This window comes from Aeromonas sp. 30P (assembly GCF_051919805.1).
GTDB lineage: Bacteria > Pseudomonadota > Gammaproteobacteria > Enterobacterales > Aeromonadaceae > Aeromonas > Aeromonas veronii.
The window spans coordinates 1,831,670-1,855,289 of record NZ_JBQBEA010000001.1 but is presented as its reverse complement, the minus strand read 5'-3'; the positions used below and the strand labels follow the sequence as shown (position 1 = coordinate 1,855,289).

The following is a 23,620-nucleotide window of genomic DNA, read 5'->3' as shown; positions in this document are numbered from 1 at the left end:
ACACTGAATTTCTGTGCTTATTCCTGTACACAGATTGTCACGAACGGGTCACTCGGCGGTTGGCCGAGAAAGGTACTCCACCCCAGACGGGCACTCTGCTCCTCCCCCAATCTCAGCCCCTTGGCCTGCTCCTGGCCGAAGCCAAGCCGTAGATCCCAAGCCAGCTGATCGCGCAAGATGAAGGAGACAAAGGTCACCAGGGCGTGGAAATGCTCCCCGTTCGGGAGAAATCCGAGAAACTGGCTAAAACTCAGATCATTGATTTTCAATAAAAACTTGCCGGCACAATCATTAACCTTGTCACCGATGACGAAGTCGTGCCCCAGAGTGGCGCAAGCACCGCCCAAGCGGTTTTGCTGCTCCGGATGGATCGGCACCTTGCGCCACTGCCAGGCACTCACTTCCACATCCGCCAGATCGAAGCAGTGGGCCACGAGACCGGCAACCACCTCTGGAGAACGGCTGGGGCTGGCCAGCATGCCCGCATAGGAGAGCATCTTGGCGCGGTTGACCGGCAAACTCTGACAGACGGCATCGTTGCCAAGCCCCACCAGCGCAAACATCAGGCGCGAGAACCCATCTTCGCCATCGTCCTGAAAACGGACGTGGTAGCGATACTTGCGCCAGATCCTGTGCAGCAGGGTCAACAGGCGGTGGTGGAAGAAATCCAGGAAAAGGCCGAGCTTTTGTTCACCCTGGGCGTACTCCCACGCCAGCGAGTCGAGGTAATACCCCGGCATCGGCGACTGACTACCGTGCAGACCCAGAAAGGCCACTTCCAGTTCGTGACGCCCTTTCTCGTCGCGGCCAATTTGCAGCACGTCGCTGGTGGGAAACCCCAGCGATGCCGTCGCCTTGAAACGAATATTTTCGTCACTCGGCAGGTGGTCGAGACCACGCTCCTGATCGGCACCGTCCAGCCGGTTGAGCAGCTCAACCAGCTGGAAGAAATTGAAACGGGGCGCCTCGTTGGCGGCGCTCACATCAGGGAGTGCTGACCGATCTGGACGGGCCACTGATAGCGCTCCTTGTTATCGAGATTGACCACCTCAAGCAGGTGGAAAGCGTTGACGCTGGCATAGAGCGAGAAGAAGTGGGCCAGCACGGTGCTGAAGAGATAGAGCTCCCCTTCGCTGCCAAAGGCGGACTGGCGGATGGAGAGCACCGACTTGAGCCCCCGCACCGGCATGCCGCGCACCAGCCTGTCCACAGGCTTGGTCTCGATCTCCTCGATCCCCGCCAGCCGCTTGCGCGACGCCTGCTCTGCCTGCTTGTCGTGCAAAGCGGGAAAGTCATAGGTACGCAGCACCTGCACCAGGGCATCCCGGCGCAGCAGAGAGACATAGTTGAGCGACAGGTTGGAAATCAGGGTCCAATGCAGGCTGCCATCCAGTGCCGGACGCAGCGGCCGAGTCGGCCGGATCAGGTTACGGAAGGTAGCAAACGACGGTGAACTGCCGGTCGGCACGCAGATAGTGCCCACCTTGAGGCGGGCTGCGCGGGAGCGGTTGGTGCAGGTGAGCGTAACCGAAATGGATTCATCCAGATCGACCGTAGTGGTTTCATCCCCCCGCACAAACGACAGACTGTGCTCGAAGCCATCACCACTCACCGACTCCCTGACCCGCACCCGGTAATAGAGCGCCAGCCGCTGTTTGGCCCGCTCAATCTGATGCTGAAAACTTTCAAACGGCTGATAGATGCGTGGCGTACCGCGGGAGCGGCCCATATTGCCCTCAACCCAGCCTTCAACCTGATCCACCGAGAAAATTTCGAAACTGTCGGCATAGCGATAGCTCGCCTTGAGCGGGTATTCCGCCTGACGGCCGTTGAGATTGACCGGCTCGCTATCGTGCTGGAACAGATTGATAGCCGGCACGCAGTTGAGCATGAAAGAGTCGGGACGGATCTTGAGTTCCGCCGGCAAGGGCCGGTCGAAACAGAAATGGATTTTGAATTCACTCACCGGCAGCGGCTGTTTGGGCCACTCACCACCGGAGAGTTCGAAGAAGAGAAAGCTCTCCGGAAAGCAGAAATACTCCTGCAGGATCCGGTAGCCGGAATAGACATTATTCGGATAGGGCAGCAGCGCATCGTCGCGCTCGAAGCCGACCGATTTGAGTGCCTTGGCCTCCTGACGAAAGCGCTTGCCGTCGATCTCAAGCTCGATATGGGAGAGCTGGTTGGAGAGCCAGAAGTAGAGCTCATACGCGGTGTAGCTGTCGCCACCGAGGAAGAAGCGCAGCTTGTCCAGCTGCAATTCGCTAAGCGGCAGAGGGGCATGCAGCGCAATATCGAGCGAGATAGTAGAGTGATCGTTGCCACTTTGCGCCGTTATCTGGCGCATCTCGGCCGGATAAACCCAAGCATCGTGACAGGTCTGAAAATGGCAGGTCACGTCGTCGATTGGCAGACTGTCCAGCTGGCAACCCTGCCTGACCAGTGCCGGTTGGGCAATGGCACCCGGAATGACCGAAAACTGCATGATGGTCATGCTGGGGACGGGGCGCAGATAGTTCGGCCAGAGCATATTGAGCAGACCGTGAGTCAGCTCGGGGAACTCGTCCTCGATTTTGGCGCGCAGGTTGCCCGTAAGAAACGCAAAGCCTTCCAGCAGGCGTTCCACATCAGGGTCGGTATTCTGCTCCGACAAAAAACGGGTGAGTTCGGGATAGCTATCGGCAAATTCGCGCCCTTGCAGGCGCAAAAAAGCCAACTCATCCCTGAAGTAATGTTCCAGCGACATTGATCAGACCATGCGGTAGTGACGGTGACTGTCCATATGGACGTTGAACGAGGTAACTTGCTCGATATGCTCCAGCCGCACATGGGCCGTCACCTGAAACGACATCTCAAGCGGACTTGCCTGATAGTCGGGTGAACGGACATCCACATGGATGATCCGAGGTTCATAACGACGGATGCATTGCCGGATCGCCTCCCGGATCCGCCCCTTGATATCCGCACTACCCTGAGTGGCGTCATTGAGATCAATAACCCCCAAATCGGGTGCACTGCGGCAATTGCCGGGACGGGTGTTGAGGATCTGGTCGAGCTGCCGTTTGACAGAATCAACCAACTCATCAACTTCCGAACGAGGGGAGGAGCCAAGCCCCTCCCCCCGGATGCGATCAAACAGGCTGGCCGCATTTCCTCTATCCCAGGAAGAGAGATGCGGCATCGGGCCTTATTCCTTGTCCAGTCGACCTACCAGAGAGAGCTCGAAGCTCGCCCCCATGTACTTGAAGTGCGGTCGCACGGCCATGGCAACCTGGTACCAGCCCGGCTCCCCTTCCACATCCAGCACCTTGATCTGGGCGGCGCGCAGCGGACGACGGCTACGGACGTCTGCCGGCGGGTTCTCTTGGTCGGCAACGTACTGCTTGATCCAGCCGTTCAGTTCACGCTCCAGATCCTGACGCTCCTTCCAGGAGCCGATCTGCTCGCGCTGCAGCACTTTGATGTAGTGCGCCAGACGGTTGATGATGAACATGTAGGGCAGCTGGGTACCCAGCTTGTAGTTGGTCTCTGCTTCCTTGCCTTCCTTGGTGTTGGGGAACACCTTGGGTTTTTGCACCGAGTTGGCAGAGAAGAACGCCGCGTTGTCGCTGTCCTTGCGCATGGTCAGGGTGATGAAACCCTCTTCAGAGAGCTCATATTCGCGACGGTCGGTGATGAGCACTTCGGTCGGGATCTTCGCTTGCAGCTGACCCATGGCCTCATAGACATGCACCGGCAGATCGTGAATGGCGCCACCACTTTGCGGGCCAATAATGTTCGGGCACCAGCGGTACTTGGCAAAGCTGTCGGTCAGGGAGGTGCCCATCAGATAGGCTGTGTTGCCCCACAGGTAGTGATCGTGATCCGAGCTGATATCTTCCTGATAATTGAAACCCTTGATGGGGTTTTCAGTCGGATCATAAGGCAGACGGGCCAGGAAACGTGGTGCAGTCAACCCCAGATAACGGGCATCTTCCGATTCGCGCAGGGAGCGCCACTTGGTGTAGGCCGGTCCTTCGAACACCGATTTCAGATCCTTGATGGAGGGCAGATCGGTGAAGCTGTCGACGCCGAAGAAGGCGGGGGCGACAGAGGAGATGAAGGGGGCGTGGGCCATGGCACCGACGGCACTGACATACTGCATCAGCTTGATGTCAGGCGAGCTGTGGGTAAAGGCGTAGTCACCGATCACGGCACCGATCGGCTGGCCGCCGAACTGGCCGTAGCCGGTTGAATAGACATGCTTGTAGAGACCGGACTGGGTGATCTCCGGGGAAAACTCGAAATCTTCCAGCAGCTCTTCCTTGGTTGCGTGAAGCACCTGGATCTTGATGTTTTCACGAAAATCGGTGCGATCTACCAACAGCTTGAGGGAGCGCCAGGAGGATTCCATCTCTTGCAGCTCTTTGGCATGCAGGATGACGTCCATCTGCTTGCTCAGCTTCTTGTCGAGCTCGACAATCATGCTGTCAACCAATGCCTTGTTGACCGGCTCGCTGGTGGTACCGCTGTCCAGAATGTTGGCGATAAGCGCAGCCACACCCTGCTTGGCAACACTGTACCCCTCATCAACCGGTGTGATACGAGCCTGCGCCATGATTTCGTCCAGCAAAGAGGACGAGGAGGCTGCACCCGCCCCCGCTTGAACCTGTTCTTCGACCAAAGACATGTTTGTTCCTTTCTCGTCAGTCAATACAACCCGCCGATCACTCGGCAGGCTTGATCAAATCCAGCTCTTTGAGCAGTTGCTCACGAGCCTCATCACTGGACAGCAGATCCTGCAAACGATTGCGGAAAGAAGGGATATTGCCCAATGGCCCCTTCAGGGCAACCAGCGCCTCACGCAGTTCAAGCAGCTTGCGCAGCTCAGGGACCTGTTGGGCAACACTGTCAGGAGTGAAGTCTTCCAGAGACTGGATTTTGATCGAAACCGGCATCTCGTCCTGGCTGTTCTCTTCCAGACGATTGGGAACAGAGAAGTTCAGTTCCAGTGCAGATTCTTTCATGACGGAAGAAAAGTTGTTTTTGTCGATGGAAACGGTTTGGCGCTCCTCGATCGGCGTTTCTTCGGTACGGCCCTTCATATTACCGACCACCATCATAGTCAGCGGAAGTTCAATTTCCGCCTGTTGACCACCGGTTGCCGGTACATATTTGATATTGATACGTTCTTTGGGCGCAACTGTGGCGCCGTCAATTCCTTTTCCCATGCTCTAAATACCAAGTTAAGGGTCACCCAAGACCCTATAGCTTATAGCTTATAGCTTATACCCCTCCCCTCAACTGTAAGATATTACAGTTGAGCCATCCTATGGACGATTTTGTCAAAGAGGCACTCACCAACGATGCACTTTTGATATATTTCAAGCAAAAGCTCTAGTTATCAAAAGCACAATATCTCTTGTTATTTATCTACAACCCGAAGCCTCAACTCAATGGTGTGAGGTCATATTGGCATTAATGCCTATTTTGAGCGGGCATGGTATATAGAGAGAATTTGATGGTCAACGAATAATTCTAACGCGAACACAGAAAAACCATTAAAACACTAAAAAAACAAACACTTAATAGAGAGATCAATCTTTGCAACAATAAAGACGCTCGCACGATGACTTCACAATAACAACCTGTCATTTATTACAGTTGACCTAGGGTCGCATTGGAAGAATGCGCCATCGAATCACATTATTGATACCGCATTTACCGCTATGCGAGTACATGCGTCAAAATCAGTCGTTAAGCCAATCGAATGAATTGAATTAAGTAACGCTAATAATTTGATTCATATGGCTTGCTTGCATTTATGGCCAGCTTAAAAAACAAACTACTATTTATCGAAAACATAAATGACGATCCGTAGTCATCACTCCCCTCATAAATCCAGCCGTAGCGTACAAGCCCCTAATCTACAAGTTATGCACCATTGAATCGCGTTGAGACCAGAACAAGCTATTAGGCTGACAACGCCATGTCTTGCATAGCCGCTACACTGGAGCATTTCGCTTGTTTAGGCGCATGCCCCACCAGACCAACTACCAAATGCAACTTTCGCTAAACAACCCACACGTTTCCACCATCATTGATGACGTCCCCGTTCCCTTCACATTGAGAGCATCCCTGCTAATCCTCAGCGCATTCATCAACTCTAACAAGGTATCTAGTCCCCCTTCACTGCTTCTCAAGATGAGGCAGAAAACCCTGCGCATCCCAAATGGCCTGATCGGTGTAGAGGGAGTTGATAAAACTCGGATACGTCGTACCTGTGGACGTGGCAGCACCTGCTACGTAGCCTTGCTATCAACCTGTGAGCCATGATCGCTCACAAGGCTATTGCGCCGAGGCCATTCAGTGATAGGACGAGACGCGTTCCCATAGTGTTGATTTGAAGAGAATGACGCGATTTGGCATCAGGTAGTATTTGATTGGCTAGTGAAGGCGTGGATCTGAGATGGGAGAAGAGTATTCATAACCCAAGTGGCATGACAGGCTATTTCGAGAGCAAGCGTTTCTATCCCGTTGTACAACGCATAAAGACCAACTTTGCGACAGGTTCTTTTTGTTCCTTTTCCGGGTTAGAACTGGATTATTTGCAGCTCAGTGGCTCACCGCTTCGAAGCGGCCGTTGGCAGCCATGCATAACCCCGAACGACTCCCGTGTGGATTTTTCCCCTCGTCGGTATAAGAGTTCCGTATAGCAAAAAGCCCTGATGTTTCCATCAGGGCTTTGCAATGTGGCGGTGAGGGAGGGATTCGAACCCTCGATACGTTGCCGTATACACACTTTCCAGGCGTGCTCCTTCAGCCACTCGGACACCTCACCAAATTTTTTCTCACTGTTTTATGTGCTTTAGCTGCACATTCGCTGGCGGGCCATGCCGCGGCGACGGGGCGTAATGTAAGGGATACGATGGCTTTTGGTCAATGCAATTTTTTACTTTTTGCGTTCGTTTGCTCAATATCCGAACCAAGTGACCAAAAATATGCCGTTTCGTATCCCTTTCAATCAATTTACTGCCGCTTCGTGCAAATGTTCACCTTTGAGCGCCTCTTCCAGCGAGCCGTAAAATTCCAGCTTGCCGGGCTGCGGCCGTACCTTGGCGCGTGCCAGGGTCTTGAGCGGTTGGAACTGCAACTCGGCCACCCGCAACTCGACACCGGCTTTAGCCATCTGCTTGCCAAAGTGGAGGAAGGCAGACAGGCCGCCCGCATCGAGGATGGAAACCGCCTCCATCTGCAACACCAGCACCTGGTGCCCTTTCACTTGTGATTCCAGCTCGGCAAAGACCCGTTCGGCCGCTGCGAAGAAGAGCGGGCCGTTGATCTTGTAGAGCAGGCCGTTGTCCGGCACCTCGTGGGCATAGCGTTTGTGCTCGGCCAAATCGTGCAGTTTGGTCATCTTGGCGATTTCGCGCATAAAGAGCAGGGAGGCCAGGATCACCCCGAAAGTGATGGCGATGACCATGTCGAAAATGACGGTGAGCGACAGGCAGACCAGCAGCACCAGCACATCGGATTTGGGCGCGCGACGGATCAGCTCCACCACCTTGTGCGCTTCACTCATGTTCCAAGCCACGATGAGCAGCAAGGCAGCCATGGCCGAGAGCGGCAACCAGGAGAGCCAGGGGGCCAGTACCAGAATGGCGGCCAGCACCACCAGCGCATGGACGATCCCCGAGATGGGGGACGTAGCACCGGCACGCACGTTGGCGGCAGAGCGGGCGATGGCGGCGGTGGCGGTAATGCCGCCAAAGAAGGGGGCGAAGATGTTGCCAAGCCCCTGCCCCACCAGCTCGGCGTTGGAGCTATGTTTGCGACCGGTCATGCCGTCGAGCACCACGGCGCAGAGCAGCGACTCGATCGCCCCCAGCATCGCCATGGAGAAGGCGGCAGGCAGCAGCCGCTCAACAGCCGCCAGGTTCCATTCAACCGGCAAGCCATCCGGTCCGGGCAAGGCCCAGGGCATCACCAGGGTCGGCGCGATGGGCGGGATCCCCATCCCCTGGGTGCCATCGGCCAGGGTATAGCTGAACTTGCTGCCGATGGTAGCCACATCCACCCCAAAGTAATGGAGGCCAAAACCCAGACCCACCCCGACCAGCACCGCGGGCAAGTGGCCGGGCACAGGCAGACGCAGGCGCGGCCAGAGCAGCAGCACGGCCAGCGTTGCGACCCCCACCAGGGTATCGCCCCACTGCCAGCTTGGCAGGGCGGCGGCCAGCGCCTCGACCTTGCCCAGATAGGTTTCCGGCATCTCGGGCACGCTTAGGCCAAAGAAGTCCTTGATCTGCAAGGTGGCGATCACGATGGCGATACCACCGGTAAAGCCCAGTGTCACTGACGGGGGAATGTACTCGATAAGGCGGCCAAGACGGGCCATCCCCATCGCCACCAGAAAAAGGCCTGAGATGAGCGTCGCCATCAACAGACCGCCAACCCCGAACTGCTGGGCGACCGGATAGAGGATCACCACAAAGGCAGCGGTCGGGCCGGAGATGGAGTAACGGGAGCCACCGGTCACGGCGATCACGATACCGGCAATGATGGCGGTATAGAGACCGTGTTGCGGCGGTACACCGCTGGCGATGGCCAGCGCCATGGCGAGCGGGATGGCGATGATGCCCACCGTCACACCGGCGATAAGATCACGGCCGAAGCGGGCCATGCTATAGGGTTCATCAATACAGGACTGGCGTAAGGCTATGGCGAGCTTCACGCTATTTAAAGAGGCTTGCTTGTGCATGTATATCGTAATACCAGAAGAGGGAGATAAAGGCCGGAGAGATCCGGCGCCCGATCATCATCAAGGGCCGGCAGGGCTGTCGACGCGGCGATGGTATCCTGCGTAACCTTACTCCAGACGGGCCATTTTTTCGATGGGCAGGATCAATGAAACTCGCCCTTACCCATTATTTGGCCTATTTGCCGCCAAATCGCCGATCTTGACTCCAGCTCTCCCCTTTTTAGCGACAAAGATTACCATTTGAGCCTCACTTAGTTGCCTGCACGTTCGCGACATCATGCTGGCATCATCAGGTTGATGCGAACCGAGCCAATAACCCCTGCGCCGGTTAGGGGCGTGATGGCAAGGGACTGATTGTGCTGAAAATAAACCGCAAAGCGCAACTTTTGGGCAAACAATCCGAAAATCCGGTTTTCGGGAAATTCGCGGGTTGACACCCGCCGCCCTGGTCATTAATATTCGCCCCGTCTTAACGAGACAGGCAATTCCTCCTTAGTTCAGTCGGTAGAACGGCGGACTGTTAATCCGTATGTCACTGGTTCAAGTCCAGTAGGAGGAGCCACTTTTCCCTCGTAGTTCAGTCGGTAGAACGGCGGACTGTTAATCCGTATGTCACAGGTTCAAGTCCTGTCGAGGGAGCCAAATTCTAAAGCCCAGCCTTTTGGCTGGGCTTTTTTGTATCTGCTGTTCGCCCCCTTCCCTGTCACGCGCGCCCTTCAAATGCCCTCTGTCATAACGCCTCTTGCCTGCATGTGATGACCAACCTGCATACAGCTTGAATTGTCTATTGAACTCCATCCCATAAACAAAGGGCTGGATTGACCAGCCCCTGTGTGTACACCTCGTCTCGCTGCCGGATGCCGGGATCAGAAACGGTAGAGCAGACCTGTGGTGATGCTGGTGGCGCGAATATCGTAAAAGTCGATCCCGGAGTTTGCCGTGGCGTAGCTGGCGCTAAGGAGTGCAGAGAGCGGCGCAATGCCAAACAGCTGGTGCCAGAAGAGGGTAGCATCGATGGCCATGTCGCGACTGTCGGCACGCTGGCCAAACAGCGGGTTGGCCTCGTCATAGTCCCGCTTGCCCAGATAGAGGTTGCTGACAAATGACCAGCGGGACGAGGTTTTGGCGTAAGTGAACTGCAACCCCTTGCTCACATAAGACTCGGCACTGCCCGCCAGATCAGCCTTCTCATAGCGCAATGCTGGCTCGAGGAACTGATCGTCTGCCAGCCGGAACTGGTAGGAGAGCTCGGCGGAGTTGACCCGGCCATTGCGATCCAGCATCCCCATCACAGCGCGGCCATATTGCTCGCCGCTGGACTCCCCATCCACCTTGACGTCGCGGCTGGTGATGCTGCCACTGAGCGCACTGCCCCAGATGTTGTCCCACGCCAGACGGGCGCCGTGGGATCGCACGTCACTCTGCTCGCGTTCCACACCCACAGCAAAGGGATCGCGCCAGACTTTGACCGGGGTGGCATTGAATACCAGCGAACCGGCCACGATCCCCTTGTCCCCCAGTTGCTGGCGCAGCCCGAACTGCTGGGTACCGTCGCCACGAATGGCATCCTGAATGAGGTTGCCCAGGAACAGCTGGCTACCGATGGAGGCAAAGGTGTAGCGAAGATCGCCGTTGATCACCGGATCAAGGTGGCGCTGCTGCGCCGCAACACCCAAAGCGTCAATACGCTCGCTACCTGCACTCCCCGTGGCAAAATTGGACTTGGTCTCGCTAACGCTGACTCCCGCCAGCACACTGCAGGAAAAGCCAGATTCCTCAGGAATGGCTCCCAGCTCTTGTGCCTGAACCCCGCTTGCAACCAGCATCCCCATACTCAACAGCAGACCAATACGCATCGCAACACTCCTGGCAAGCGGCCACAAGAGTGGGCCGAGCCTGATAAATAGGAGGGAGGCAGTCGCCCCCCAGTATCGAGAAGCGGCATGTTACGGCAGGGAAAAATCACAAATAAGACAGCGGGATGCGGTTTTATTTTTTATGATGGCTTTTTATTTTTTATAGGTGCAAGCAGGGGGTGACCCGGCATAATCAGTCCCCACGGCCTTGCAACGCTGCGGGCTGCTCGCGCCATACTCACTCTATTTACCCCTGTACCCAACATCGGAGTTCTCATGCGTCGATTCAATTTCATGCTCAATGGCAGCAGATTGATGATGTTCCCCTTCTACATTGGCATTCTCATCTGCGTGATATTGCTGATGGTGAAGTTTGCCATGCAGCTCTATCAGCTTTCTGTAAACATTTTCGAGATCCCCTATCTGGACCTCATTACCGGCGTGCTGACCCTGGTGGACTTTATACTGGTGGCCCAGATGCTGATCCTGGTTGCTATCTGTGGCTATGTGCAATTTATCCAGACGGAAGAGCAGCGCGCCTCCCTTAGCAGCAACTGGCTTAGCAAGATCAACTTTGCCTCCCTCAAGCTCATCGTCATCAACTCGCTGGTGACCATCGCCGGAGTGGAGGTACTTAAAGCCTTCCTCGAAGATGGCATCATCAACGAAGTCGATATGAAGTGGTCCGTGGTGGTGTTTCTCGCCTTCTCGCTGGCCGCGCTCATCTATGCGGTGACCGAGCGGATGGCGGAGCATAAATAGTCGAGTTTGATCACTGTGCTTGTTCAGCCTTGATTCACCAGCAATACAATTGATAACACTTTTCATTACTCTTACTGCGTTATAAACTTGCTCCCCCCGGGCTGCCCCGCCCGGGTGCTGGAGCCTTTATGACAAGCCTTTCTCTCTCACCCCGACAATTCTGGCAGTGGCTGGCATACCACCATCAGGCCGCCGAGGGCACCCTCTATATGATGTTCTTCTCCGGCCTGCTGCTGTGGGAACCGCTGACCCCGCTCTGGTCGCTGGCACGCTGGAATCTGTTTTTCCATGTGATGCTCTCGCTCACCCTGTTCCCGCTGCTGTTTGGCGCCTTCTGGCTCTCCCACCGCAGCTTGTTGAACCGCAGCAACAAACCCTTTTTGCGCACCACGGGGCGAATTATTGAAGCCCTGCTGCTGATCTGTCTGGCCAGCGGCCTGCTGCTGGTGCTGCACGGCACTCCGGGCGATGCCACGGGCAACCTCGCCAGCTGGGCCCACTGGTTGAGCGCGTTGGCGTTAACTCCTCTGGTGCTGCGCCACGCCTGGCGCTGGACCATCTTGAAATGGCGCACCTGATCCCATGTTGAAGTCATCGTTTTCTGCATATTTGTCACTCCTGCTGGCCCTCGTCCTGCTGCTGGCCAGCCCCTTTGCGTTGGCCCAACAGATGGGCGCAGGGATGCTCGCCTATGAGGAGGGGCAAAGCCCGCGCCTCGTCACCGCCAACCTGAGCGCAGGTTCCGTCACCCTGCTTGAGCGCGATAGCGGCAAGCGGCTCAAAGAGGTGCAGCTGGGAGGCGATCTGCGCCAGCTTGCCCGCGCCGATGACGGCACCCTGCTGGTCACCGACTACAGCGGTGATCGCCTGTTGCTGCTGGATGATGATCTCGATCTGGAAAAGACGATCCCCACCGGCCACCGCCCCTATGGAGTCATCTTCGATGCCAAGCGGCAGTGGTTCTGGGTCACGCTGTTCGAATCCGCTCGCCTGCAGGCCTACGACACCGCGGGCAACCTCCAGCTGGATGCAAAAACCGCCGAGACTCCCCGTGGACTGGCCTTGACCGACAACGATCGCCTGCTGCTCACCCACGCCATGACCGGCCAGCTCGCCATCTATGATCTCGCCAAACTTGGCCATGGCGCCAAGGGAGCTTCGCTTCCCAAGCCCAAGCTCATTACCCTGGCCGAGACCCATAGCGACACGCCGAGTGACTCCCAGGGCTTGCCACGCCTGCTCGATGGCATCGCCCTCTCCCCCGATGGCAGCGAGGCCTGGCTGCCTCACGTACTGTGGAGCTTCAGCCACCCATTCCAGTTTCAGAGCACCGTCTTCCCAGCGGTCTCCATCATCGATCTCGATGAGAAGAAAGAGCGGGTCGATGAAAGAAAACAGCTCTTTTTGCAGATCAACCTGCCAAGCGTCGGCAACCGCAGCCAGATCGTCTCCAACCCGTTTGCAGCCCGATTTGCCGCCGATGGCAAGCGGGTCTATCTGACCCTGGCTGGCTCGGAAGATCTGCTGGTGTTCGATCTCTCCCGCAGCGGCAAGTCCAACAACAACCGCCACCGCCGCAAGAAGTTTCAGGGGGGCGCCAAGGCGACCCAGCTCTTGCGTCACCTGCCGGGCCAGAATCCGCGGGATCTGCTGATCGATGGCGACCATATTCTGGTGCACAACGCCATGGGGCAGGATCTTACCCGCCTCAATAGTGGCGGCAGCGGCCCGTTTGCCCGAGTCACGGTCGATGTGCCCCACTTCGCCAAGCTGGTAGAGACGGATCCGCGCCCCGAGCCGCTTCAGCGCGGCGAGCGGCTGTTCCATCTTGGTAACACAGCATCCAACTCACGCTTCCCCATGGCGGGGGACAACTGGATGAGCTGCAACTCCTGCCATCTGGACGGATTCAATTTCACCAACCGCTATCTGATGGCGGCACATCGCCAAAAGAGCGGCGATAACGCCATCAATGGACACGCCAACCTCACCAACATGGTGGCGGGGGATTTTGTCGGCGAATACCTGCGCATGACCCAGCAGACCCAGGGCGGCATGGGCCATGACACCCGCGATGGGGCCGAGGCAGTTGACCCCGCGAAGCCCCAACCGGAAGTGAAAGCGATGATGGAGGACTTACACGCTTTCGTCACCGCCGATGGCAACCTCCCCTATCTGGCCAACTGGCTCAGGCTCGATGCTCCGCGCACGGATCCCGCCAAGGCGCCGACCACTCATCCCAAGGAGTGGCTCAACTCTGCCTCCTGCCAGAACTGCCACCAACAGGCGTTCCAGGATTGGAGCGAGAGCAACCACCGGTTGATGGGCAACTCCCATCCCTACTACAAGGTGGTGCAGGCGCTGGCCCGCGAAACCGAAGGGGAAGCATTCGGTCAGTGGTGCCAAGGCTGCCACATGCCCCAGCAGGTGATGACAGGCCAGCTGGATCTGCCCAAGGGCTCCCACATGTTCGAGCAGGGCGGCGCCTCGCTGATTGCAGCCCACAAGTCGGGCGAACCTGTGGTTGAGGAAGGGACCGGCTGTGTGCTCTGTCATCGCATCACCAAAGTGGAAGATGCGGGCGGCAACAGCGCCTTTACCGTGAATTTGAAAGACCGCGAGAGCTATGTGTTCGAGGATGCCGCGGGTGGTAGCCTCCAACACTGGCTGGCTGAGCGGCAGATCAACGCCCGTCCGGCGGCCCACAAAGCCTCCTATCAGAAGGATTTCTACCGCGATGCGGCCCTGTGCAAGTCGTGCCACAACGAGTTTGCTCCGGGCACTGGTGCCAACATCGTCAACACCTGGGACGAGTGGGAACAATCCAGCTTCGCAAACGCGGAGGATCCCGCCAAACGGCGCACCTGCATCGACTGCCATATGAACCCGGAGCCGGGCAATGGCGGCGCGCCGGTGGCGGGCCAGTCCACCGAAAACGGCACCATGAAGGCTCGGCTCTATCGCCACAACTTTACCGGCGCCCAGCATCAGCTGGTGGGGCTGCGCAATCCCGACCTTGAGCAGGAGAGTCTGGCCCTGCTGCGCTCCAGCGCGACCCTCTCCGCCCGTATCGAACAGGCGGCCGATAGTCAGCAGCTGGTGGTGCGGGTCGCCAATACCGGCGCGGGCCATGCCCTGCCCACCGGGGTGGCCGATTTTCGTGAACTCTGGCTAGAGCTGACCGTCACCGACGCCAGCGGCAAGGTAGTGCTTGCCAGCGGCCAGCCGGTGGATGGCGCTGTCCCTGAGAATGCGAGACTGTTTCGCAAAGTATTCGGTGATGCCGAGGGCAAGCCGGTGGGGCTCAAGTTCTGGCGCTACGCCAAACTGCTGGAAGATACCCGCATTCCGGCCGATGGCTGGCGCGATGAAGTCTGGCCGCTGCCCGCAGAAGCCCAAGGGCCCTTCAAGGCCGATATCAAACTCAATTTCCGCACCTACCCCAAGTGGGTCAATGATGCGGTGCGCGCCGCCGAGCCCAGCTTGCCGGAGCCACCCATAGTGCAGCTAAATCGGTTGCAACTGACCTTGCAGCCTGTTCCCGTCACGCCTGCTACGGAGCCTCAATCCTGATGTTTGCAAGTTTTCTGATTACCCTGCGCGAGGGGCTGGAAGCCTTCCTGCTGGTCGGCATCTGCCTCTCCTACCTCGCCAAGCTGGGGGCGAGCCGCTACAACAAGTTCATCTATCTGGGGGTGGGGCTCGGCCTTGTCGCTTCCCTTGTCGTCGCCTTCCTGTTCCAGGTGGTGGTGAGCCAGTTCGAGAGCGAGCGCTACAACCACCTGTTGATGGCGGGGATCCTGATGTTTGCCACCTTGGTGCTCACCTATATGGCGATCTGGATGCAAAAACAGGCCAAATCCCAGGTGGGAGCCATGACGGCACGCATCGATGCGGCCATCGATGGCGGCAACCTGTTTGGGCTGGTGCTGCTCGCCTTCCTGGCGGTGATGCGCGAAGGGTTTGAAACCGTGCTCTTCTTCTCCGCCCTGCTCTATTCGGGGCAAGGGGTGGATCTGCAATCCGGCATGATTGGCGCGCTGGCGGGGCTGCTGGTCTCCATCGCGCTGGTGTGGGGGCTGCTGCGCTCCACCCGCAAGGTGGCGCTGGCTCCCTTCTTCCGCTGGACGGGCCTGCTTATCATCATCATCGCCGCAGGCTTGCTCTCGTCCGCCGTCAACATGTTGCAAGCGGCAGACATCATCACCTTCTGGACCACGCCGGTGTTCGACATCAGCCACATTCTCGACGATCAGGGGGTATTTGGTACCTTCCTGCGCGCCCTGTTTGGCTACAATGCCTCACCCGCTGGCTTGCAGCTGCTGACCTGGGCCCTCTATCTGGCGATCTTCGTTACCCTCTGGCAGCGCAGCTATCGCCCGCAGGTGAGCGCCGCATCCAGCAAGGGCTGAGCCCGCACGCCCTGCGGCAACAAGGCCACGGGGTAACAACACTATTCAGGAGCCGTGCCTTGGCGCGGTTCCCTTATCTATCAAGCAGTTTCGGAATAGGTCATGAGCGATAACAACAAGAAAAGCATTGCAGTGCTGGGCGCTGGCCCCGCCGGTTTGATGGCGGCCTGGCGCCTGTGCCGCGCCGGTTTTGCCGTCACCCTGTTCGAGCAGGAGCCGGTGGTCGGCGGCATGTGCGCCACCCAGACCTTCAAGGGGCGCGATGGGGAGTATCGCTTCGACTACGGTGGCCACCGCTTTATCACCAAGAACCCCGAGCTGCTCGCCTTTATCGACGAGCTGATGGGGGATGACCTGCTCCACGCCGAGCGCAAGAGCGTGATCCGCTTTGGCGGGCGCACCTATGACTACCCCTTGAACCTGCCCAACCTGCTAAAAACAGCGCCGCTGGCCCTGATGGCCGGTGCGGTGAAAGACTTGCTGCTGTTGCCTTTTGCCAAGAAGCCCACCGATTTTGCCAAGGCAAGCTTTGCCGAGTGGATCCAGAGCCACTTTGGTCGCACCCTCTACCGCCAGTTCTTCGAGGGCTACACCGGCAAACTGTGGGGCATCAACCCGGACAAGCTCTCCGCCGACTGGGCCGGCCAACGCATCAGCCTGATCGATCTCAAAGACGTGGCCCGCCGCCTGCTGCCAAGACGCAACGGGAGTATCTCGGTGCGCACCTATGCCCGCAAATATCGTTATCCAAAGTATGGGTTCGGCCAGATATTCACCACTCTGGGTGAGCGACTTGTGGCAGAGGGCGTTGAGCTGAAAACCGGCGCCACCATCACCCGCCTTGAGCAGGCTGATGGCCGCATCGAACGGGTTTATTGGAAACAAGATGACGTTGAGCAGAGCGAGCACTTTGATCAGGTGATCTCTACCCTGCCGCTGCCGCTCACCTGCCAGCATCTGGGCTTGCCGTGCGATCTCCAATACCGGTCGCTTCGCTTCGTCAATATGCCCCTCAAACAGGAGAACCTGTCGGACAACACTTGGCAGTACCTCTCCGACCCCCATATTCTGGCCACCCGTCTGCAGGAGCCGCGCCGCCGCAGCCCCTTTATGGCGCCCCAGGGCCAGACCTCGGTGATGCTGGAGATCCCCTGCAATCCGGGGGATGCCACCTGGCAGGCGCCGCTGTCTGATCTGCGCGGTCGGGTTACCGCTGATCTCGCGAGTCTCGGTGTCGATACCGCCAAGCTTGGCGATGAAACTTTTGAAGCGCGTAGCGAATACGCCTATCCGCTGATGGACCTTGGCTATCAGGCCCGTCGTAACGAAACCATCAAGGCGCTGATGCCGATCACAAACCTCATCATGACCGGCCGTCAGGGGACATTCCGCTACATCTTCACCGACACTGCCATGGAGATGGGCATGATGGCTGCCGACATGGTGATCGACGGGGTGGACAGACGTCATGCCATCTTTAACCATCGCAACGAAAATACCGTGATTGAAACCCAGAGCGTGGCCTGAGTGCCGCGCCATTGGCATAAGTAAGGAGAACAGGATGACCATCCGCCCGGGTTTACTCGCCCTCACCCTGCTGCTGGCCCTGAGCGGGCAGGCGCAGGCTTACTCCTACGCCGCCGCCGGCAAGGAGCCACTGATCGACGCCCGCGAAGCGCTGCTGGGCGCCGCCACTGACGGCAAGGATGCCAGCACCACCTTGAGCGAGATTGCCGATGAGCTGAGCTATCTGGAACAGCACCACAAGGTGGAGCTGCAAGGGCCGCTGGCCGCCGCCATCAAGGCCCAAGATGCCGCAGCCACCGCCGCCCTGCTCAATCGTGCCTACAAGGCGGAGATCGAGCGCCGCCTCGAAGGGGCCAACCAGAATCTTGGCGACTACCAGACCGCCAAGGTGCTGGTGGTCAAGAGCAAGCGCTTCCTCGACTTGATCCTCCCATCACTCAATGAAGGGGATCGCAAGGCCGCCGAGCTGGCGCTGGCCAAGGTGCTGGATGCCATCGGCAACCCGGGGGTATTCGGGGTAGGTGCCAAGCCCGCCGACGCCGCCGCCTTTGCCGCAGCGGAAAAAGCGCTGATGGCAGTGCTGGCGCCGCTTTGATGGCAACCTGCCAATCATTGCGCCACCTCGCTGTGACAAACGGTGGGTTTCGCTGCGCTCTACCCACCCTACGCACGGCCTGCCGATAAATGCACCCGGACGCCGGCTTGCCCCCTTCTCCCCTGGCGGGAGAAGGGCTGGGGATGAGGGGTAAGGTAACGGCCCGGCGTTGGCCTTCCCCCTGCTCCACCACCATTTGGCTGCTCATTCTGCTGCAACTGGCTTGGCTCGGCTGGCTGCTGGCCTTTCCGGTGGCCCTCGACTCCGACGATGCCCTCAATTTCGCCCACGGGGTAACGCGCTTTAGCGTGCTGGAGTTCTCCCCCCACTTTCCGGGCTACCCCGCCTTTATCTGGCTGGCGCGGCTGATCAATCTGGCGGTAGACGAGCCGGCCCGCGCGGTGCAGTGGGCAAGTCTGCTCGGGAGCAGTTTGCTGGCGCCCCTCGCCGCATTGCTGGCGGTCAGATTGTGGCAACGGCCCAGCCTGCTCGCCCCAGTCTGGCTGCTGGTATTGGCCCTGCCGCTCACCCCGACGCTGGCGCTCTCCGGCCTTTCGGACGGGCCCGCGCTCGCGGCTTGGCTCTGGACGCTGCTGGCCTTGCAGCAGCGCAGATTCGCACTGGCAGGCCTGCTGCTGGGCCTCATGCTGGCGCTGCGCCCCTCCTATTTTGTGCTGGCGTTGCTGCCGCTTTGGCTGGGGATGGCACAAAAGGGTCAGCGACTTAACTTTCTGCTCCCGATTGTTCTGCTGGGGCTAGCCTGCCTGCTGTTTGTCTGGCAAGCCGATGGCTGGGCCTATTTCAGCGAGGGGCGCCGCTTTACCGACGGCCACTTTACCCTGTGGGGCAACACGGCGGCGGCTCACGGCGATCGGCTGCTCAGCTGGGCGAGCACCTTCAACGATCAGCTTACCCCGCTCTGGCCCTTGGCTGTCGGAGCCTTGCTGATGCTGCCACTTTGGCAACGGTCAAATGATCACACTGCCGCCCTCTCTCCACTCTGGACGCTCTACTGGCTCGCCCTGCTGCTCGGGACCCTGTTTGGCCAGAATCCCGACAATCCCCGCCATCTGGCCCCCATCACCCTGCTCGGTATCGTGCTGCTGGCAGGTTGGCTGCCGCGCCGTGCTGAGTGGGTGGTCGCGGTGGCCGGATTGCTGCTGCTCGGCGCGACCTTCACCCTGCCCCGTCTGCCCGCCATGGTGCAGGCAGCAAGGCTGGCAGAAACAGCGTGCCCGGCGCTGGTGACCCAGTGGGGCGTGCGGCTGCTGCGGGAGACCACAGCCTTGGCCGTCACCGATGGCTGGTACAAGGGGGATGCGGCGCTGGCGCTCTCTCAGGGAGCCTGTCGCCTCAGTCGCCGCCCCATCGCCGTGAACGAAATGCCCACTGCGGTGCGCCAGCACTGGTTTGCCCCGCGCTTTGCCGCCGAGCCCGGCCTCTGGCTCGCCATACCGGATCCATAGCCGCGACAAAACTGATAGACTGCTTTTTTCGCGCTTTTCAACCCGACGTTTCGCATCAAGGACACCCTATGCCCCAATCGCCAACAGCTCAGGCTGCCGCCCTCTCCCCCCGTTTCCTGTTTATCCTGCTGGGCGCCCTGGCGGGTCTGACCCCGCTGGCGGTGGATATGTATCTGCCCGCTATTCCGGCCATCGCCCGGGATCTGGCCACCAGCATCGACGGCGCCCAGCTCACCATCAGCGCCTTTCTGGGCGGCTTTGCCATCGGCCAACTCTTCTACGGCCCGCTGGCCGACAGCTATGGCCGCAAGCCGGTGATCCTGGCGGGGCTGGTGATGTTTGCCATCGCCTCGGTGGGCTGCGCCATGGCGGACTCCCTGCCTGAGTTGCTGGCCTATCGGATGTTGCAAGCGGCGGGCGGCGCGGCGGGTTCTGTGGTGGTCAATGCCCTGCTGCGCGATCTGTTCGAGAAGGATGCATTTTCTCGCGCCATGTCGTTCGTCATTCTGGTGATGACGCTCGCGCCGCTGGTAGCGCCGGTGGTGGGCGGCTATATCAGTGCCCACGCCGACTGGCGGGTCATCTTCTGGCTGCTGGTGGGGATCAGCCTGCTGATCTGTGTGGTGATGCAGTGGAAAATTCAGGAGACCCTGAAACCGGAGCACCGTCAGCCCCTTAATCTGGGCCAGATCCTCAAGAACTACTGGGGGGTGCTCTCCCATCGCGGCGCCATGGGTTATGTGCTGTGCGGCTCCCTCTCCAGCTCCGGCATGTTCGCTTTCTTAAGCGGCTCCCCTTACGTCTATATCGAGTATTTCAAGGTGCCGACCGAGCACTACGGCTGGCTGTTTGGCCTCAATATTCTGCTGATGATGGTGGTCACCTTCGTCAACAGCCGACTGGTCAAAGGAGTGGGTGCCGAGCGGATGCTGCAATACGGTCTGCTGGTGCTGCCCTGCGCGGGCGCCCTGCTGGTCTACAACGCCTGGAGCCAGACCGGCGGCCTGTGGGGCATCGTCATTCCGGTGGTGCTGTTTGTCGGCCATATCAGTCTGGTGGGCGCCAACGCCATGACCGGCCTGATGGGCCACTTCCCCCAATCTGCGGGCACCGCATCGGCACTGGCGGGCACCCTGCGCTTTGGCATCGGCGCCCTGGTCGGCATTCTGGTCAACCTCAATCCGCCCCACTCGCCGCTGCCCATGGCCATCGCCATCGCCTGCTGCGGCGTGGGTTCCACTCTGAGTTACTGGCTGCTGACCGGCAAGCGAGGCGATTGATCCCCCTCCCTCCTGTCAGGAAAACGAAAGAGGCTTCCGTCAACGGAAGCCTCTTTTCGTACTGGTAGCCAGACGTTCAGAACTGGGCGCTGTTGAGCCAGAGGTGCGCCCCTATGCTCACCAGATAACCGAGCAAGATAGCCGGCAGCCACTTCAGGTGGCCAAAGAAGGTATACATGCCGTGGGCCTGTCCCATCAGGGCCACCCCGGCCGCAGAGCCGATGGAGAGCAGGCTGCCGCCCACCCCGGCGGTCAGGGTCACCAGCAGCCACTGCCCCAGCGCCATATCCGGGTTCATCGACAGCACGGCAAACATCACGGGAATGTTGTCGATGACGGAGGACAAGACCCCGATGAAGATGTTGGCCATGGTGGGGTCCCCAGCGTCATACAGCCAGTGTGACACCAGCTCCAGATACCCCATAAAGCCCAGCCCACCGACACACATCACCACCCCGTAGAAGAACAGCAGGGTATCCCACTCCGCCTTGGCCACCTTGTTGAACACGTCAAATGGCACCACAGAACCCAGACTGCGCAACCGCACCTCATCACCATTGCGTTCATAGAGCGCACGCTTGCGGGCAAGGGATCGTGGCAGCGACTTGCGCAGATAAAAGCCGAAAAACTGCAGATAACCGAGTCCCAGCATCATGCCGAGCACAGGCGGCAGATGGAGGAAACTGTGGCATAGCACCGCCGTGATGATGGTCAGCAAGAACAGCACGACGATGCGACGGGCCCCCCGCTTGAGATCGACCACCTCGTTATCAGCCTCCGGTACATGACGCGGCACCATCAGGCTCATCAGGATGGCCGGGACCAGAAAATTGAGCAGGGAGGGAATAAGCAGGGTGAAGAACTGGCCAAATTGCACCTTGCCCGCCTGCCACACCATCAGGGTGGTGATATCGCCAAAGGGACTGAACGCCCCTCCGGCGTTGGCGGCGATCACTATGTTGATGCAGGCAAGATTGACAAAACGCCGATCACCGTTGGCCACCTTCAACACCACGGCGCACATCAAGAGCGCAGTGGTCAGGTTGTCTGCCACCGGCGAGATGCAAAATGCCAACCCGCCAGTCAACCAGAACAGGGTGCGCAAGTGAAAGCCGGATCGCACCAGCCAGGCACGCAGGGCATCGAACAGCCGCCGATCCTCCATGGCGTTGATATAGGTCATCGCCACCAGCAGGAACAACATCAACTCGGCATATTCCAGCAGGGTATGGCGGAAGGCCTGCTCGGCGACATGGCTCATCCCCTGCTGTGCATAGGCGATACCGATCAGGATCCAGATCACCCCGGCGGCCACCAGCACGGGTTTGGACTTGCGCAGTTGCAGATACTCTTCAGCCATCACCAGGGCGTAGGCCAACACAAACAATCCGACACAAAAAAGTCCTATTGAAGAGGATGTCAACAGAACAGGACCACTACTGGCATGGGCGGGAGGAATAAACAGGGACAGCAGCAAAATAACAGGGGTGAGCGCAGACATGGTCTCTTCCTTTTAGAACCATCTGGCAATGATGCTAGCACCTGGATGAAAAGAAAAATTCATCCAGGTCAATTAACGCTTAATTGGTTTGCTGTCGAAACGCGGGATTATTTCTTGCCGAAACCCGACTGCTTGAGGGTATAGCCTGCGCTGTTTTGCCAGGCATCCAGACCGCTGCGGTTATTGCCCGCCACCAGACTGGCGGCCAGACTCGGGCTGTTGAACAGCTGATCGGCGGTAAAGACAAAGCCGCCCTGACTGCGGGGCACTATGACCCCCTTCTCCAGCAGTTCGTGACGCAGCTCGATCACCGCTTCACGCAAAGAGGCGGCATCCTCGCCATTGGCGGTGGAACCGGCCAGCACCATAAAGCCCGGATTTTGCCGCTTGCCCACCGGATAACCGTGGGCCTCGGCCCCCTTGCCGTTGAAGTGGTAGAGCTCGCGCTCCCCCGGCCGATTGTCGGAGAGTGCCTTTTGCAGGGTCATCAGCTCGTTGTAGATCTCGATGGGGACGACGGCAGCCTGCTTGTTGCCCTTGCTATCGATGATAAAACTGACTTGCTTGTGTAACATCCTTGCTCATCCTGTGACCCATGGAAGCCCCTATTCTAACCACCTCGGGCAAGCGGGATCCAGCGAGGATCCACTGCTCTTTTGCCGCCTTGATCACTAACTGGCACTCTTGATCAACCGTAAGGGGTGTTGATCAATGCTGGCCGTGCTAGCGTACCAAGCATGATGAAAGCCATTGACCATCAAACGGTTATCCCATGCTGACCCTGCGCAACCTCTGCAAGAGCTTCGATAACGGCAGTGAACGACTGCCGCTGTTCCACCATCTCGATCTCGCCCTCCCCGCTGGCGAGATCACCCTGCTGCTGGGCCAAAGCGGCTGCGGCAAGTCCACCCTGCTCAATCTGATCGCCGGGCTGATTGCACCGGATGAAGGGGAGATCTGGCTGGGGGAGACCCGGATCGACACCCGCTCCCCCGACGAGCGGGCGCGCCTGCGGGGTCGCCACTTCGGCATCGTCTATCAGGATTTCAACCTGCTGCCGACCCTGAATGTGGCCGAGAATCTGGCCCTGCCGCTCGCCATCAACGGGCTGCCACCGGATGAGACAAAGATTGACCAGTTGCTGCAACGGCTCGATATGAGCCACAAGCGCCATGCCTGGCCGGAGCAACTCTCCGGCGGTCAGCGTCAGCGGGTAGCGCTGGCCCGCGCCCTTATCCATCAACCCCAGTGGCTGCTCGCCGACGAGCCCACCGGCAGCCTAGATGAACACAATGCCGAACAGGTGATGGAATTAATGATCGCGGCAGTGCGCGACACTGGCGCAGGCTTGCTGCTGGTGAGCCACAACCCCGCCTATGCTGCGCTGGCCGACAGAGTGCTGCGCCTCGAAGGGGGGCAACTTATCGAGCTCAAGGGGCCCCGTCATGACTAAACAGCGACTGCGTCTGTCGGGGGCACGC

The 23,620-nt window shown here is 58.8% G+C and carries 19 protein-coding genes and 3 tRNA genes; 11 read left to right on the top strand and 11 right to left on the bottom strand.

Translation table 11 applies throughout. The annotated features are described in order from the left end of the window. Positions 1 to 17 precede the first annotated feature (17 nt). The 8 genes from tssG to ACTG2B_RS08600 form a co-directional block, all read right to left on the bottom strand. Positions 18 to 1,016: a type VI secretion system baseplate subunit TssG gene (tssG, locus tag ACTG2B_RS08635; protein WP_429200585.1), complete on the bottom strand. Its 999-nt coding sequence runs from the start codon at positions 1,014 to 1,016 to the stop codon at positions 18 to 20. Next, entirely contained in the window at positions 980 to 2,746 is a 1,767-nt protein-coding gene (gene tssF, locus ACTG2B_RS08630) for a type VI secretion system baseplate subunit TssF (RefSeq protein WP_429200586.1), read from the bottom strand. Before tssF ends, tssG begins: the two co-directional genes overlap by 37 nt. A 3-nt stretch (positions 2,747 to 2,749) precedes the next feature. Then, on the bottom strand, positions 2,750 to 3,181 hold the full coding sequence (gene tssE, locus ACTG2B_RS08625; protein WP_005299981.1) for a type VI secretion system baseplate subunit TssE: 432 nt from the start codon (positions 3,179 to 3,181) through the stop codon (positions 2,750 to 2,752). Between the two features lie 6 nt (positions 3,182 to 3,187). Further along, positions 3,188 to 4,669 carry a type VI secretion system contractile sheath large subunit gene (tssC, locus tag ACTG2B_RS08620; RefSeq protein WP_019444949.1) on the bottom strand — a complete coding sequence of 494 codons (1,482 nt, stop codon included), beginning with the start codon at positions 4,667 to 4,669 and terminating at the stop codon, positions 3,188 to 3,190. A gap of 37 nt (positions 4,670 to 4,706) precedes the next feature. After that, positions 4,707 to 5,210: a type VI secretion system contractile sheath small subunit gene (tssB, locus tag ACTG2B_RS08615; protein WP_021230530.1), complete on the bottom strand. Its 504-nt coding sequence runs from the start codon at positions 5,208 to 5,210 to the stop codon at positions 4,707 to 4,709. Between the two features lie 1,522 nt (positions 5,211 to 6,732). Next, a tRNA-Ser gene (locus ACTG2B_RS08610) sits at positions 6,733 to 6,820 on the bottom strand. A 183-nt stretch (positions 6,821 to 7,003) separates the two neighbouring features. Next, entirely contained in the window at positions 7,004 to 8,740 is a 1,737-nt protein-coding gene (gene dauA / locus ACTG2B_RS08605) for a C4-dicarboxylic acid transporter DauA (protein WP_064338171.1), read from the bottom strand. A 275-nt stretch (positions 8,741 to 9,015) separates the two neighbouring features. Next, a complete protein-coding gene (locus ACTG2B_RS08600) occupies positions 9,016 to 9,177 on the bottom strand; it encodes a hypothetical protein (protein ID WP_439995525.1) in 162 nt (53 codons plus the stop codon). 49 nt (positions 9,178 to 9,226) lie between these two features. Between ACTG2B_RS08600 and ACTG2B_RS08595 the strand changes: the two genes are divergently transcribed. Next, positions 9,227 to 9,302: transfer RNA gene (locus ACTG2B_RS08595), tRNA-Asn, on the top strand. A gap of 4 nt (positions 9,303 to 9,306) precedes the next feature. Continuing rightward, positions 9,307 to 9,382, top strand: a tRNA-Asn gene (locus ACTG2B_RS08590). A gap of 224 nt (positions 9,383 to 9,606) precedes the next feature. Here ACTG2B_RS08590 and ACTG2B_RS08585 read toward each other — a convergent pair. Continuing rightward, positions 9,607 to 10,596: a DUF2860 family protein gene (locus ACTG2B_RS08585; RefSeq protein ID WP_439995524.1), complete on the bottom strand. Its 990-nt coding sequence runs from the start codon at positions 10,594 to 10,596 to the stop codon at positions 9,607 to 9,609. Positions 10,597 to 10,872: 276 nt separating this feature from the next. On the opposite strand from ACTG2B_RS08585, the gene ACTG2B_RS08580 reads away from it, so the two are divergent. The 8 genes from ACTG2B_RS08580 (at position 10,873) to ACTG2B_RS08545 (ending at position 20,638) form a co-directional block, all read left to right on the top strand. Continuing rightward, positions 10,873 to 11,358: a YqhA family protein gene (locus ACTG2B_RS08580; protein ID WP_368177019.1), complete on the top strand. Its 486-nt coding sequence runs from the start codon at positions 10,873 to 10,875 to the stop codon at positions 11,356 to 11,358. A gap of 128 nt (positions 11,359 to 11,486) precedes the next feature. Continuing rightward, complete coding sequence (locus tag ACTG2B_RS08575; protein ID WP_439995523.1) at positions 11,487 to 11,936, top strand: hypothetical protein; 450 nt, start codon at positions 11,487 to 11,489, stop codon at positions 11,934 to 11,936. 4 nt (positions 11,937 to 11,940) lie between these two features. Further along, positions 11,941 to 14,931: a YncE family protein gene (locus tag ACTG2B_RS08570; protein WP_439995522.1), complete on the top strand. Its 2,991-nt coding sequence runs from the start codon at positions 11,941 to 11,943 to the stop codon at positions 14,929 to 14,931. Beyond that, positions 14,931 to 15,770, top strand: coding sequence for an FTR1 family iron permease (locus ACTG2B_RS08565; protein ID WP_115523047.1), 840 nt, complete (start codon positions 14,931 to 14,933; stop codon positions 15,768 to 15,770). The genes ACTG2B_RS08570 and ACTG2B_RS08565 overlap by 1 nt, the downstream gene beginning before the upstream one ends. Positions 15,771 to 15,872: 102 nt before the next feature. Continuing rightward, positions 15,873 to 17,297, top strand: coding sequence for an NAD(P)/FAD-dependent oxidoreductase (locus ACTG2B_RS08560; RefSeq protein ID WP_439995521.1), 1,425 nt, complete (start codon positions 15,873 to 15,875; stop codon positions 17,295 to 17,297). A gap of 34 nt (positions 17,298 to 17,331) precedes the next feature. Next, positions 17,332 to 17,892, top strand: a complete 561-nt coding sequence (locus ACTG2B_RS08555; protein WP_127006612.1) for a hypothetical protein — start codon at positions 17,332 to 17,334, stop codon at positions 17,890 to 17,892. Positions 17,893 to 18,092: 200 nt separating this feature from the next. After that, the gene (locus ACTG2B_RS08550) at positions 18,093 to 19,358 is read left to right on the top strand and encodes a hypothetical protein (RefSeq protein ID WP_439996921.1); all 1,266 of its coding nucleotides are present in this window, start codon (positions 18,093 to 18,095) and stop codon (positions 19,356 to 19,358) included. A 68-nt stretch (positions 19,359 to 19,426) separates the two neighbouring features. Continuing rightward, complete coding sequence (locus tag ACTG2B_RS08545; RefSeq protein ID WP_257687467.1) at positions 19,427 to 20,638, top strand: Bcr/CflA family multidrug efflux MFS transporter; 1,212 nt, start codon at positions 19,427 to 19,429, stop codon at positions 20,636 to 20,638. Positions 20,639 to 20,714: 76 nt separating this feature from the next. Here ACTG2B_RS08545 and nhaD read toward each other — a convergent pair whose 3' ends face one another. Further along, positions 20,715 to 22,139 (bottom strand): sodium:proton antiporter NhaD, encoded by a 1,425-nt coding sequence (gene nhaD, locus ACTG2B_RS08540; protein ID WP_439995520.1) that lies wholly within the window; start codon positions 22,137 to 22,139, stop codon positions 20,715 to 20,717. Between the two features lie 107 nt (positions 22,140 to 22,246). Further along, entirely contained in the window at positions 22,247 to 22,714 is a 468-nt protein-coding gene (locus tag ACTG2B_RS08535; RefSeq protein WP_005333716.1) for a DUF4357 domain-containing protein, read from the bottom strand. Between the two features lie 197 nt (positions 22,715 to 22,911). On the opposite strand from ACTG2B_RS08535, the gene ACTG2B_RS08530 reads away from it, so the two are divergent. Beyond that, the gene (locus tag ACTG2B_RS08530; protein ID WP_439995519.1) at positions 22,912 to 23,592 is read left to right on the top strand and encodes an ABC transporter ATP-binding protein; all 681 of its coding nucleotides are present in this window, start codon (positions 22,912 to 22,914) and stop codon (positions 23,590 to 23,592) included. Positions 23,593 to 23,620 lie beyond the last annotated feature (28 nt).

Coding starts and splice junctions, on each gene's coding strand:
- tssF (WP_429200586.1), bottom strand. CDS start 2,746: ATGTCGCTGGAACATTACTTCAGGGATGAGTTGGCTTTTTTGCGCCTG.
- tssE (WP_005299981.1), bottom strand. CDS start 3,181: ATGCCGCATCTCTCTTCCTGGGATAGAGGAAATGCGGCCAGCCTGTTT.
- tssC (WP_019444949.1), bottom strand. CDS start 4,669: ATGTCTTTGGTCGAAGAACAGGTTCAAGCGGGGGCGGGTGCAGCCTCC.
- tssB (WP_021230530.1), bottom strand. CDS start 5,210: ATGGGAAAAGGAATTGACGGCGCCACAGTTGCGCCCAAAGAACGTATC.
- dauA (WP_064338171.1), bottom strand. CDS start 8,740: ATGCACAAGCAAGCCTCTTTAAATAGCGTGAAGCTCGCCATAGCCTTA.
- ACTG2B_RS08585 (WP_439995524.1), bottom strand. CDS start 10,596: ATGCGTATTGGTCTGCTGTTGAGTATGGGGATGCTGGTTGCAAGCGGG.
- ACTG2B_RS08580 (WP_368177019.1), top strand. CDS start 10,873: ATGCGTCGATTCAATTTCATGCTCAATGGCAGCAGATTGATGATGTTC.
- ACTG2B_RS08575 (WP_439995523.1), top strand. CDS start 11,487: ATGACAAGCCTTTCTCTCTCACCCCGACAATTCTGGCAGTGGCTGGCA.
- ACTG2B_RS08570 (WP_439995522.1), top strand. CDS start 11,941: ATGTTGAAGTCATCGTTTTCTGCATATTTGTCACTCCTGCTGGCCCTC.
- ACTG2B_RS08565 (WP_115523047.1), top strand. CDS start 14,931: ATGTTTGCAAGTTTTCTGATTACCCTGCGCGAGGGGCTGGAAGCCTTC.
- ACTG2B_RS08560 (WP_439995521.1), top strand. CDS start 15,873: ATGAGCGATAACAACAAGAAAAGCATTGCAGTGCTGGGCGCTGGCCCC.
- ACTG2B_RS08555 (WP_127006612.1), top strand. CDS start 17,332: ATGACCATCCGCCCGGGTTTACTCGCCCTCACCCTGCTGCTGGCCCTG.
- ACTG2B_RS08545 (WP_257687467.1), top strand. CDS start 19,427: ATGCCCCAATCGCCAACAGCTCAGGCTGCCGCCCTCTCCCCCCGTTTC.
- nhaD (WP_439995520.1), bottom strand. CDS start 22,139: ATGTCTGCGCTCACCCCTGTTATTTTGCTGCTGTCCCTGTTTATTCCT.
- ACTG2B_RS08535 (WP_005333716.1), bottom strand. CDS start 22,714: ATGTTACACAAGCAAGTCAGTTTTATCATCGATAGCAAGGGCAACAAG.
- ACTG2B_RS08530 (WP_439995519.1), top strand. CDS start 22,912: ATGCTGACCCTGCGCAACCTCTGCAAGAGCTTCGATAACGGCAGTGAA.